The organism is Streptomyces sp. NPDC020299 (assembly GCF_044387825.1).
In the GTDB taxonomy this organism is placed as follows: Bacteria; Actinomycetota; Actinomycetes; order Streptomycetales; family Streptomycetaceae; genus Streptomyces.
On sequence record NZ_JBIRWL010000010.1, the window covers coordinates 194112 to 206577 of the forward strand.

Annotated in this window: 12 protein-coding genes; 1 reads left to right on the forward strand and 11 read right to left on the reverse strand. The window is 69.4% G+C overall.

Annotated elements, in window-relative coordinates:
* Positions 1-6: 6 nt before the first annotated feature.
* Positions 7-537 carry a cupin domain-containing protein gene (locus ACH45E_RS25510; RefSeq protein WP_361439836.1) on the forward strand — a complete coding sequence of 177 codons (531 nt, stop codon included), beginning with the start codon at positions 7-9 and terminating at the stop codon, positions 535-537.
* 863 nt (positions 538-1400) lie between these two features.
* Here the strand turns inward: ACH45E_RS25510 and ACH45E_RS25515 are convergent.
* The 11 genes from ACH45E_RS25515 to ACH45E_RS25565 form a co-directional block, all read right to left on the reverse strand.
* Positions 1401-2387 carry an aldo/keto reductase gene (locus tag ACH45E_RS25515; RefSeq protein WP_361439839.1) on the reverse strand — a complete coding sequence of 329 codons (987 nt, stop codon included), beginning with the start codon at positions 2385-2387 and terminating at the stop codon, positions 1401-1403.
* A 64-nt stretch (positions 2388-2451) separates the two neighbouring features.
* The gene (locus ACH45E_RS25520) at positions 2452-3408 is read right to left on the reverse strand and encodes an NADP-dependent oxidoreductase (protein ID WP_361439842.1); all 957 of its coding nucleotides are present in this window, start codon (positions 3406-3408) and stop codon (positions 2452-2454) included.
* Between the two features lie 199 nt (positions 3409-3607).
* Positions 3608-4609: an aldo/keto reductase gene (locus ACH45E_RS25525; protein ID WP_361439845.1), complete on the reverse strand. Its 1002-nt coding sequence runs from the start codon at positions 4607-4609 to the stop codon at positions 3608-3610.
* A gap of 75 nt (positions 4610-4684) precedes the next feature.
* Positions 4685-5563 carry an aldo/keto reductase gene (locus ACH45E_RS25530; RefSeq protein WP_361440254.1) on the reverse strand — a complete coding sequence of 293 codons (879 nt, stop codon included), beginning with the start codon at positions 5561-5563 and terminating at the stop codon, positions 4685-4687.
* A gap of 52 nt (positions 5564-5615) precedes the next feature.
* A complete protein-coding gene (locus tag ACH45E_RS25535; RefSeq protein WP_361439848.1) occupies positions 5616-6659 on the reverse strand; it encodes an NAD(P)-dependent alcohol dehydrogenase in 1044 nt (347 codons plus the stop codon).
* Positions 6660-7239: 580 nt separating this feature from the next.
* Positions 7240-8202: an amidohydrolase family protein gene (locus ACH45E_RS25540; RefSeq protein WP_361439851.1), complete on the reverse strand. Its 963-nt coding sequence runs from the start codon at positions 8200-8202 to the stop codon at positions 7240-7242.
* 58 nt (positions 8203-8260) lie between these two features.
* Positions 8261-9847, reverse strand: coding sequence for a Na+/H+ antiporter (locus ACH45E_RS25545; RefSeq protein ID WP_361439854.1), 1587 nt, complete (start codon positions 9845-9847; stop codon positions 8261-8263).
* 191 nt (positions 9848-10038) lie between these two features.
* Positions 10039-10464: a nuclear transport factor 2 family protein gene (locus ACH45E_RS25550; protein WP_361439857.1), complete on the reverse strand. Its 426-nt coding sequence runs from the start codon at positions 10462-10464 to the stop codon at positions 10039-10041.
* A 115-nt stretch (positions 10465-10579) separates the two neighbouring features.
* The gene (locus ACH45E_RS25555; RefSeq protein ID WP_361439860.1) at positions 10580-11596 is read right to left on the reverse strand and encodes a zinc-dependent alcohol dehydrogenase family protein; all 1017 of its coding nucleotides are present in this window, start codon (positions 11594-11596) and stop codon (positions 10580-10582) included.
* Between the two features lie 150 nt (positions 11597-11746).
* On the reverse strand, positions 11747-12079 hold the full coding sequence (locus ACH45E_RS25560) for a carboxymuconolactone decarboxylase family protein (protein ID WP_361439863.1): 333 nt from the start codon (positions 12077-12079) through the stop codon (positions 11747-11749).
* A gap of 37 nt (positions 12080-12116) precedes the next feature.
* On the reverse strand, positions 12117-12257 hold the full coding sequence (locus ACH45E_RS25565; RefSeq protein WP_361439866.1) for a hypothetical protein: 141 nt from the start codon (positions 12255-12257) through the stop codon (positions 12117-12119).
* Positions 12258-12466: the final 209 nt, after the last annotated feature.

Below are 12466 nucleotides of genomic sequence, written 5' to 3' on the forward strand. Positions count from 1 at the left end.
AGACACATGCGCAGAGTCGTCACCGGCCATGACGAGGACGGAAGATCGGTCGTCGTCAGCGACGGCCCCGTCCCGCGCAGCCGCGAGTTCACCAGCCTGCCGGGCTGGGTGTCCCGCCTGCCGTGGGCCACTGACCTCGGGGAACCGGTCAGCCGGACGGGGGAGGACCCCACGCCGAAGGTCGCCAGCCTGCTCCCGGCGCCCGGCGGCACGCGGTTCATCGTCCTGACCTTCCCTCCGGAGGCCACGATGGCCGACCCGGCGTTCGACCCGGTCGCCTTCGACCGCGAGCAGCGGGCCGACTCGCCCGGCATCGCGGAGCTCATCGAGCCCGACGGCATGCACACGACTCCGACCGTGGACTACGGCATCGTGCTCCAGGGCGAGATCGTCCTCGAACTCGACGACGGCCACTGCACCCCGCTCTCGACGGGGGACATCGTGATCCAGAACGGCACCCGCCATGCCTGGCGCAACCGCAGTGACCGCCCGGCAACGATGGCCTTCGTCCTCATCGGCGCTCCACATGACGGGTGAGGCGGCTGAGTGGCAAATGGTGCTCGGTGAGGAGGCGGTGTCGGATCTCGGGCTCCGGACGGGTCGGAGTTCGGTCCGCGGGCCGGAGCTCGATGACCGGGTACGGCTGCGCCGCCAGGTGACCCGCGTGGGGCCGCTGCTGGCCATGGCCCGACGCCAGCTCCACCACCGTCACGTCCGAAGGCGCCCCGACCCGGGTCGGCGCCCGCGACACCGTGGGTCGGCCCGTACCTCTCGTCCAGCGATTCCGGCAGACGGCGGCGGAACTTCTCCCGGTACAGCGTGAGGTCCGCGGCGTCGGAGGCCGAGACGTCCGGCGGGGTCGGCGCGGCGTGCTGTGGGCGGGAGGGTATGAGTCCCTTATGGCGGGCCAAGACGTCCCGAGGGTCATGACGTGCGAGCCGGCGTCCGGAGCGAGCGGGGGTGGATCGCCGGGTGATCTGGTTGGCGCAGTCTGCTCAGCCCGGAACAGGACGGACTCTCGGCCTCGACGCTTCAAGCTGACACCTTTCCGATGACGCATCGCGTCGAGTGCGCAACGACCGGCAGCCTTCGGTCCCGGCCAAAAGTCCCAGTAAAGTCCCAGAGGCGCTGCAGCCTCCCCTCCCGACTCGCGTTTATGCAGGTCAGGAGGGGTTTGGCAGCGCTTTTCCTGACGACCGTCAGATGTCCCGGAAGAGACCCGCCAACGCCGTGACCTGCTGCAATGGGCGGTCGCGGGTCGCTGACCTGTGCGAATGGCCTTTCGGTTGTTTCACACTCGTGCCCCTTGACGCAGCTGAAAGTCCCAGAAAAGTCCCAGAGACTCCCCCTGCTGTCGGACACTACCGGTGCTGGTGGTCCGCAAGCCTTACGAGTCTCGGTTACTTCTCGACCAGGGACATGTGGTGCTCGTTGTAGCGGTCGCCCTGCACGCCGATCCGGCCGGCCAGTTCGTTCAGGTCGGCCAGTTCGTCGGCGGAGAGCGGGAGCCCGGTGGCGCCGATGTTCTCCTCGACGCGGGACAGGCGCCGTGTCCCCGGGATCGGCACGATCGACGGGTTCTGGGCGAGGAGCCAGGCGAGGGCGACTTGGCCGGGTGTGGCGCCCTTGGCTTGGGCGAGCGTCGCGACCTGGTCGACGAGAGCCTGGTTCGCCGCGCGGTTCTCGACGGTGAACCGGGGGATGGAGGTGCGGACGTCGCCGTCCGTGAACGATGTCGAGGCGTCCACCTTCCCGGTCAGGAATCCCTTGCCGAGCGGGCTGAACGGCACGAAGCCGATGCCGAGGGCCACACACGTGGGCAGCACCTCCGGCTCGGGGTCCCGGGTCCACAGTGAGTACTCGCTCTGCACCGCCGTCACCGGATGCACGGCGTGGGCGCGGCGAATGGTCTGCGCACTGGCCTCGGAGAGTCCGAAGCAGCGCACCTTGCCCTCTCGGACCAGCTCGCCCACCGTCCCGGCGACGTCCTCGATCGGTACGTCCGGGTCGACGCGGTGCTGGTAGAGCAGGTCGATCGTGTCCACTCCGAGGCGCCTGAGGGAGGCGTCGGCCACGGCGCGGATCTGCTCGGGGCGGCTGTTGAGCCCGGCGGGCGCGCCGTTCTCGATGTGGAACCCGAACTTGGTGGCGATCACCACCTGGTCGCGCAGCGGGGCGAGGGCCTCTCCGAGGAGTTCCTCGTTGACGTACGGGCCGTACACCTCCGCGGTGTCGAAGAACGTGATCCCGCGGTCGACGGCGCCGCGGAGTACGGCGACCATGTCCTTTCGGTCACCGGGGTTCGGGCCGTAGCTCTGGGACATGCCCATGGCGCCGAGCCCGATCGCGGAGACGCGCAGGTCCCGTCCCAGAGTTCGTGTGTGCATCGTTCTCCTCCTTGCCGGGCAACCGCCCGATCGGCCGAGCGGTCTGTCTTGCCGAGTGGGATGGTCACCTGGTGTGGTCGAAGGTCAGGACGATCCGCTCACGCAGGGCACCCTGTTCGAGCCGTGTGTGTGCGGCGGCGGCGTCGTCCGCGTCGAAGGGCAGGGCGGGACGCAGGGTGATCGTGTCGTCCTCGGCCTGATCACGGAGCCGTACGATCGCGTCGCGGTCCCCGTCCCGTTCCCGCACATTGAGGTGCTTGACAGTGATCCCGCGCCCGGGGTTGCCGTCCCAGAAGCGCAGGATGCCGATCTGGCCGCTGTCCCTGATGGCGGGAGCGATCCTTTCGTGCAGCAGGGCCGTGTCCGCCACGGCGTCCACCGGGCCGCCGAGTTCCTTCAGTACGCGCTCGGCGATGTCGGGGCCGCGGGGCACGAGTGTCTGCGCGCCGAGTGAGCGCAGCAGGTCCGCGTCGTCCTCGGCCGCGACGGTTACGACGTGCAGGCCCTCTGCGGCGCCGAGTTCGACCAGGTAGCCGCCGACCGAACCGGCGGCGCCGGTGACCAGGAGGGTGGCCCCCGGGGGCAGTTGGAAGGCGTCGAGGACGTTTCGGGCGGTGAGCGCGTTGTTCAGGAAGCCGGCCGCGTCGGCGGCGGAGGCACCTTCGGGGGCCAGGACCACGGACCGTGCGGGAAGGGCGAGACATTCGCTGTAGCCACCGTGGCTGCCCAGATTGTCCACGAATCCGACGACGTGGGCGCCGGCCACCAGACCCCAGCGGGGATCCACCCCGCTGCCGACCTCCTCGATCGTGCCGGAGACCTCCATCCCGGGGACGAACGGGGGTGTCTGCCCCTGGTACATCTGCTGCAGCTGCCCGGAGCGGAGCATCGCGTCGACGGGGTTCACGCCGGCGGCGCGGACCCGCACCAGCACCTCCTGTGCCCCGGGGCGAGGGTCGGGGAGCTCGAACGGCCGCAGCACTTCGGGGTCGCCGTACTTGCTCAGTCCGATGACTTTCATCCGGGTGTTTCCTTACCTTCCTGTGTTCGCCGCGATGTGCGGCAGAGAGGTGAATTCGCTTGGCCGACGCACGCTCCAAGACCGAGCGATCCGGTTACGGCACCGCTGGAAGGGAGCATCGATCGCGCACTGCCTCGTCACCCGTAAAGCGAAACCACGCAGCGGGACCGGCATCGCGTGGCAGGCCCAACGGCTTCTTTCAGCGCGCCGGCGGGCGGTCCGCGGCGCTCATGCCGGTGGCTAGCCGAGGGGTGTAGTGCTCTTCGAGCGTGGTGATTTCTTTGTCCGTCAGCGTGATGTCGAGGGCCGCGGCTGCGTCCGACAGGTGATGTGGCTTGGATGCCCCGATGATCGGTGCACTGACCACGGGGTTCGCCAGGACCCATGCGAGTGCGATCGTGGCCATGGACACACCGCGTGCCTGGGCTACCGACTGCACTGCCCCGATGATCTTCCGGTTCGACTTCTCTTCGACGAAGAGGCGCCCGTATGCGGGGTCGGTCTCCGATCGTCGGGTCTCCTCACCCCAGGGCCGGGTGAGCCGACCGCGGGCGAGTGGGCTCCACGGGAGGCTCCCGACGCCCTGATCTGCCAGCAGGCCGAACATCTCCCGTTCTTCCTCACGCATGAGGAGGTTGTACTGGTCCTGCATGGACACGAACCGTGTCCATCCGTGCAGGTCCGCGGTGTGCTGCAGCTTGGCGAACTCCCAGGCGAGCATCGACGACGCGCCGATGTAGCGGACCTTGCCCGCCTTCACGATGTCGTGGAGGGCCTCCATCGTCTCCTCTGCGGGAGTGTCGTAATCGAGGCGATGGATCTGGTAGAGATCCACGTAGTCGGTGCCGAGGCGAGTCAGCGACGCGTCGACCTGCTCCATGATCGCCTTGCGGGACGTTCCGGAGCCGCCTGGGCCGGAGTGCATCGGGTAGAAGAGCTTGGTGGCCAGCACGATGTCCTCACGGCGCGAGTGCTTCCGGACCGCTCGCCCGACGATTTCTTCCGAGGTGCCGTAACTGTATGCATTGGCCGTGTCCCAGAGGGTTATGCCCAGTTCGACGGCCTGCCGGAAAATCGGCTCCGATCCCTCTTCGCTGAGCGCCCATTTACTGAAACCGCTCGCTGTGTCCCCGAAAGTCATGCAGCCGAGCGCGAGACGGCTGACAACGAGTCCTGAGGTGCCGAGTCGTGTGTACTTCATTGCGATATCCAATACTCCGGTTGATGAATTCGGGAAATTCTGTGAGCGATTGCATTTTCATTGCCGACCCGGCTCTCATCGCCCACGTCGTCGTGCCCGGCCGCGCCCATGGCGCCCCTGACCCGGCTGCTTGACGAACACCGCATGGGCGACGGCGGCGAGTGCGATCGACGCGACGGTGACGATGCCCAGGGGGAGGACGGCTCGGGCGCCGCCGAGGCCGACGAGCGGTGCGGCGACTCCTCCGAGCCCGAAGCGGGCGCAGCCGAGTACCGAGGACGCGGTGCCGGCGAGTTCCGGGTAGCCGGCCAGGGCGAGCGACGTGGTCGGGGGCGCGGCGAACGCGACGCCGGAAGCGAGAACGAACAGGGAGGCGAGGACGACGGGCAGGGGCAGGTTCCACAGTCCGGTCGTGAGGAGGCCGAGTGAGCCGGTGGCGGTCATGGCGATGCCGATGGCGAGCGCGCCGCGTTCGGACCACCGCTCGGCGGTGCGGCCGCCGATGTAGCCGAAGACCATGAAACCGGCGGAGTCCCACGGCGTCGAACGGTCGACGTGGTGCATCTGGTACAGGTCGAGGTGATCGGTCCGCAGCCGTCGGAGACTGTCCTCGGCAGCCTTGCGGATCTTGTAGGCGGACAGGTACTTGTCGTTCGGGCCGGCGCCCATGGGCTGGTAGAGCTTGGTGGCCAGCACGATCCGGTCGCGCCGGCCGCCGCCCCGGGCCAGCCAGCGGCCGATGATCTCTTCGGAGAGGCCGTACCCTCTCTCCATGTCGGGAGACTGCGGCCCGCCGTAGACGTCGGCGGTGTCGACGAAGTTGATGCCTTCCTCGACTGCCCGGTCGAGGATGGCGAAAGCGGTGGGCTCGTCCGTGACCCAGCCGAAGTTCATGGTTCCCAGGCCGAGCCTGCTCACCTTCAGACCTGTTCGGCCGAGGTGGTCGTACGTCATCGTCATCGGTGGTTCTTCCGTTCCCGCGGCCGTACCGCGAATGCGGTGCGGGTCAGGCCAGGGTCGCGACGTCGATCACGAAGCGGTAGCGCACGTCGGAGGCCAGGACGCGCTCGTACGCCTCGTTGATCTGCTCCACCCCGATGGTCTCGATCTCCGCGCCGATGCCGTGCTCACCGCAGAAGTCCAGCATCTCCTGCGTTTCCTGGATTCCGCCGATCGACGAGCCGGCGTACGACCGTCCGCGTGCGAGCAGTGAGAACACGTTCAGGGACAGTGGCTCCGCCGGGGCGCCTACGTTGACCATGGTGCCGCCCACACCCAGCAAGGAGAGGTAGGCGTCGACGTCGAGCCGGGCGCTGACCGTGTTGACGATGAGGTCGAAGGTGCCCGCCAGTTCCGTGAAGGTGGCGGGGTCGCTGGTGGCGTGGTAGTGGTCGGCGCCCAGGCGCAGACCATCGTCGATCTTCTTCAACGACTGCGACAGGACGGTGACTTCCGCGCCCATCGCATGGGCGAACTTGACGCCCATGTGCCCGAGCCCGCCCAGACCGACGATGGCCACCTTCTTACCCGGGCCGGCGCCCCAGTGGTGCAGCGGCGAGTAGGTCGTGATGCCCGCGCACAGCAGCGGGGCTGCCTCGTCCAGGGCGACGCCTTCGGGGACGCGGACGACGAAGTGCTCGTCGACGACGATGTGGGTGGTGTATCCGCCCTGGGTCCAGGTCCCGTCCCGGTCCTGCGAGCCGTAGGTGAGCGTGGTGCCGTTGAGGCAGTACTGCTCCTCACCCTTGCGGCACGAGTCACAGGTGCGACAGGAGTTGACCATGCAGCCGACGCCGACGCGGTCGCCCACGGCGTGCTTGACGACCTCGGGGCCGACCTGAGTGACGATTCCGGTGATCTCGTGCCCGGGGGCCACCGGATAGTGCACCGGACCCCAGTCGCCACGGACGTGGTGGATGTCGGAGTGGCATACGCCGGCGTACTTGATCTCGATGAGGACGTCGTGCGGGCCGACGTCACGGCGCTCGACGGTGCTCCGGACGAGCGGTTCGGCCGCGGACGAGGCGGCGTAGGCGTTGACGGTGAACACGTTTCTCCCAACAGGTGGTTCTGGTGGCTGTCCCGGCGACAGCCATCGCGGCATGTCCGGCAGATCGGTCAACCGGGTCGTTGCGTGCCCGCGTACCCGGTGGTCAGCGGGTCACCGAGCATCTGCGGGGGAGGAATTCATCGGGGGGAAGAATCCCTCCCCCCTTGGGAGATCGGGTGCGGGGTACGGTGCCTGAGGACTCGGCCCGGGGGTCGGAGACCCAACGCCGGTGACCGGAGCCACATGATCGCCGTGCTCCGCGGAGCCGTCGACCAGGGAGTCACGTTCTTCGACACCCGCCAAGGTGTACGGGCCCTACGTCAACGAGGAACCCGGCCCGCTGACGGCGCTCAGGGCGCATCGCACGGCCGGTACCTGGGCGGTCGAGGCGACGATCGGCCCGAGCGGCATGAAGACATACCACGGACACCTGGGCGTATGCCTCGCGGGACGGCGGGAGCGGCGTTTCCGGAGCCAGGGCGACAGGATGCGGCGCCGCGGAGCAGGGGCGGAATCCGAAGGGTTCGCTGCAGAGGCCGCCGTCGCCGGCGTGCTCGGGCTGACCGCGGCGTCAGGTAATTCAGCGCGGGGCCGCTCGGGGGAACAGGCGCTGAGCGTTGGCTGTGGTGAGCGAGCGCCATGTGGCCCCTTCCACTGGTGGCTCGGCGGCGTCGATCGCCGCGATGTGCGTGTTGGCCAGCGGCGCGGGCGTCCAGCAGTAGTCGCTGCCGAAGAGGACGCGGTCGCGGTCGGCCAGCCTCAGCAGTGCGGGAGCCTGGCGGGGGAAGGCCGTGCCGGCGATGTCGTAGTACAGCGCGCGCAGTTGCTGCACGGCGTCGCGCGGTGGCGTCTCCTGTGCGGGTACGAAGAGCTGCATGAACTCGTTGATGCGGTCGGCCAGGACGGGGATCGCGCCACCGCAGTGCGGGACGATGATCCGCAGGTCCGGGTGGCGTGTCAGGACGCCCGCCATCACCAGGTCCGTGACGGTGCGGGCGGTGTCGAAGATGTACTCGACCATCGGGCGCGGCCTGCCGAGGGCGGACTGCTCCCAGCACACGGGGGAGGTGGGGTGCAGGAACACCACGGCTCCGCGGCGGTCCAGTTCCGCGAACACCGGGGCGAGTCGTGCGTCGCCCAGGTACACGCCATGGGTGTGCGTCAGCAACGCCACGCCGTCGGCGCCGAGTTCGTCGAAGGCGAAGACGATCTCCTCCAGAGTGCCGTCCACGTCCGGCAGGGGGAGGCAGGCGAAGTTGCCGAAGCGGCCGGGGTGGTCCCGCGCCACTTCGGCGGTGTACGTGTTGACGCGCCGGGCGAGGAGGCGGGCCGCCTTGTCGTCGCCGAAGTGTACGCCGGGGGAGGAGAGGGAGAGCATCGCTGACTCGATGCCGCTGCGGTCCATCAGATCCAGGTGGTCCCGCACGGACCACGCGGGCCAGGCGGCCATGCCGTCGGGGTGGTCATGACCGGCCGCGGTCGCCTGCTGCACGTAGAAGTCGGGGAGGTGATGGGCGTGGACGTCGATGAGGCCGGAGGTCATGGCGGCGGGGCTCCTTCTCGGGGGACTCGAGTGGTCGGGGCCGGCTGTGCGCTTGCGTCTACTCGACCTGCTCGCGTCCGCTCAGCCGGACTTCTTCGTTGTCCAGGGCGGCCTGGAGCCGGCGGAGCACGGTGTCGTCGATCTGCGACTCGTCCCTCAGGCGGACGACGGTGGCGCGCTTCGTGGCGATGAGGGCGAGGCGGAGGTCGGTGTAGTGGCGGTTGTGGAGCAGGGCGGGATCGTCGTCGCCGCCCGCGCCCCTTGCCCGTACGGTCGCCAGGTTGGCCTCGTACTCCTGTCGCAGCCACTCCACGACCTTCGGAGCGGTCCCCTGTTCGGCGGCGAGCTGCGGCAGCGCCTTGATGGCGTCCTCGGTCGCCGTCGTCTCGGCGAGGATCTGCTCCTCGTCGACGGAGGTGTCGCGGGGCAGCCGGGCCCAGCGGACCACGCCCGGCAGCAGCAGTCCCTGCACCACGAGGGTCACCACGATGACGCCGGAGGTGACGAAGACGATGAACGCGCGGCCGGGGAAGGGCTCACCCGAGTCGAGGGTCTCCGGCACGGACAGTGCCACCGCGAGTGACACCGCGCCCCGGAAGCCCGCCAGCCCGCTGACCACGCGGGCCCGGTCGCTGATCCGGCGCAGGCGCTGCTCGGGACGCCGGTCGATCGCGCGGATCAGGTGGGCGGAGGAGAACAGGAACGCGAACCGGACCGCGACCAGGACAACGCTGACCACCCCGATCGCGATGAGGGCGTCGCGCAGGTCGGACCGGCTCAGGTGGCGCAGCGCGTACTGCAGTTCCACTCCCACCAGGACGAACAGCGCGCCGTTGATGATGAACGTGGCCAGCGGCCAGAAGGCCAGTGCCTGACGGCGGTGCTCGGCCCGGATGAGGCCGGGCGCGACCTGGGCCATGATCAGGCCGCTCACCACGACCGCGAGGACACCCGAGGCGTGGATCAACTCGGCCAGCAGGTACGCCGTGAACGGCGCCAGGATCATGACCAGGTTGCCGAGCAGGGGGTCGTCCAGCCTGCGTCGCAGGTTCATGTTGACCCAGGCGACCGCGATCCCGACCGCGGCTCCACCGCCGTACGCGAGCAGGAACAGCGCGCCCACATGGGGAAGGGTGAGGTGCTCCTCGCCGACGGTGATGCCGACGGCGAGTCCGTAGATCACCAGCGCGGTGCCGTCGTTGACGAGACTCTCCGCACGCAGGACGGTGATCTGACGGCGCGGCAGGGACCCCGCCAGGGCGCTCACCGCCGTGGCGTCCGTGGGTGCCACGGCCGCGCCCAGGGCCCACGCCGGCCCCCACGGCAGTCCGAGGGCGTGTCCGGCGACCGCCACAGCACCCGCCGTGAGGATGACCAGCACGGTGCTGAGCAGGACGATGCCGCGCAGGTTCGTCCGGATCTCCCGCATCGACGTCGTCAGGCTCTCCCAGTACAGCAGTACGGGAAGGAACAGCAACAGGACTACTTCGGGCGGGAGTTGGGTCTGACGTACGGCCGGGACGAGGCCGATGAGAGCGCCCACGACCAGCAGCACGACGGGGGGTGCGACACGCAGTCGCTGTCCCAGGACGTTCCCCGCCAGCACGGCCGCACCCAGGACGACGACAAGTTCGAGACCGAGCATGACCTTTACTGTCCGTCACGCCGGAGCGGGGCCATCTCGAGTTCGTCGGCGTCGGCGATGCGGTCGAGTTCGTCGGCTGTCCAGGTGGTCATCGGTGTGTTCCCATCCTCGTGGTCCGGTGGGGGCGGGGGTTCGTGGCGCCACCGATCAACGCCGTGGCGGTTGGGGTGCCGGGCGCGGCGACCCGGTCGTCAGCCGGGCGCCGTGGTGTGCGGCGCGCCGGTGTGGGCGCGGGTGATGCCGAGTGAGTCCTCGAAGACGCGGTAGTCGGTGATCAGGCCGTTCGTGACGGTGAAACGCAGGATCATCTCGCTCTCGAGCACGTGCCCGGAGGGGTGGAACCGGGAGGTGTACCGCCCCGGTGCCAGGACCCGTCCATCGGACTCCACCAGGGTCCCCAGATCGAACGCGAGTGGCTCGACGGCCGCGAAGAACGCGGTGAGGGACTGCCGGATGGCCTCCGGTCCGGTGCGGCTTCCGGCCCAGGGGGTGAGAGCCGGATCGCCGGGGATCGTCCAGGTCGCATCGGGTGCGAAGTGGGGGAGGATGCGCTGCATGTCCCGCGTGCCGAAGGCCCTGAGGTATGCCTCGACGGTGGCGATCGCCTCGCTGGTCATGACGGTCGGTCCGTTCTGTTCGGCGGCTGCGGCAGTGTGCACGACCGCAGCCGCCAGGTGATGCCGGCGGTGGTGGGCGCGGTCGGTACGCGGCCCACCACCGCCGGGCTTTCGGTCACGGGCGCAGCAGCGTCTTGACGGCGCGGCGTTCGTCCATCGCCTTGTAGCCCTCGGCGGCCTCGTCCAGGGGCAGGGTCAGGTCGAAGACCTTGCCTGGGTCGATACGGCCGGTCAGGACGCGGTCGATGAGGTCGGGAAGGTAGGCGCGCACGGGCGCGGGGCCGCCGCGCAGGCCGACGTGGGAGAAGAACAGCTCCTGGCCGTCGATCTGCGTACCGTGCGGGAAGCCGACGAAGCCGACGTTGCCGCCCGGGCGTGCGGATTGCAGGCCCTGGTGCATCGACTCCTGTGTGCCGACGCATTCGAGGACGCAGTCGGCGCCGACGCCGTTCGTCAGCTCCTTGACGCGGGCGACGCCTTCCTCGCCCCGCTCGGTGACGATGTCGGTGGCGCCGAACTCCAGGGCCAGCTTCTGCCGGGACTCGTGCCGGCTCATGGCGATGATGCGCTCGGCGCCCAGCTCCTTCGCCGCGATGACCCCCGACAGGCCCACCGCACCGTCTCCGACGACCACGGCCGTCGAACCGGGCCTGACCTCGGCGGCCTTGGCTGCGTACCAGCCGGTGCCCATGACGTCGGACAGGGTCAGCAGGCTCGGGATCAGCTCCTCGTCCGGCTGCTCCGGGGTGGCGACCAGGGTGCCGTCGGCGAGGGGGACGCGGAGGTACTCGGCCTGGGCGCCGTTGACCCACTGCGCGTGCTGACAGGAGGTCTGGTAGCCGGCCCGGCAGTTCGGACAGGTGTTGTCGGAGGCTACGAAGGAACCGATGACGAACTGGCCCGGTCGGACGCTGGAGACGTCGCTGCCGACCTCCTCGACGATGCCGACGTACTCGTGGCCGATCGGCTGCGGCCCGGCGACCGGCAGAACACCCCGGTAGCTCCACAGGTCGGAACCGCACACACAGGCGGCGACGGTGCGGATGACCGCGTCCGTCGATGCCGTGATCTTCGGCTCGGGGGCGTTCTCCACCCGGATGTCACCCGGCGCGTGAATCATGGTTGCTCGCATGGTGTCTTCCCAGCTCTGGTCGTGTGTCGTGCCGTCAGGGGGTGCGGGAGCCGCCGCTCCGGCGCGGGTCGGCGTGGTCGCCGACGGAGCCGTGTGCGAGGCAGGCCGGGGTGCGGTGCCGTCGCCGGGCGCACGGTCGGCGCCGAGGCGTCAGCCGGCCTGGTCGGAGTTCTCCACGATCTCCTTGAGCTGCATCATCGCGGTCATGGCGTTGGGCCATCCGGCATAGAAGGCCAGATGGGTGATCACCTCGATCAGTTCGTCCTTGGTGACGCCGTTCTCCAGGGCCTTGCCGAGGTGGAAGCCGAGCTGGTCGGCCCGGTACAGGGAGGCCAGAGCGGTGACGGTGACGAGGCTGCGGTCGCGGGGGGAAAGGCCCGGCCGCTCCCAGATGTCACCGAACAGGACGGTGTCCGTCACCTCAGCGAGCTTGGGGGCGAACTCCTGGATGGCAGGCGGCGCGAACTTCTTCCGTTCGGACATGGGGTGGTGCTCCTGATGTGTTTGGGGTGGGGGGATCTCATGCCGCGCGGCCCAGGACCAGGGGACGGTCGGGCTGCTCAGCGAAGAACGAGGCGGGCCTGGCGAGGGCGGGGGAGACGTACACGGGTTCGTCGTACAGGTCGTAGTGGGACGCGCCGCCGATCCAGAACAGCTCCACTGTCTCCCCGGTCGATCGCGGGCAGCGACGCCGCCACCGCCCGTTTCAGCCGGACGGCCGTCGCGCGCAGCCGCCGGGCGTACAGCCCGGCGCTCTGCTCCTTCGTCCCGCCCCACGGGTGGACGACCACGATCGTGGGCAGCGGACGACCGGTCCCGGCGGCGGGAGTGTGCAGGTGCCCGGCGGCCACTGCGAGGCCGTTGCTGAAG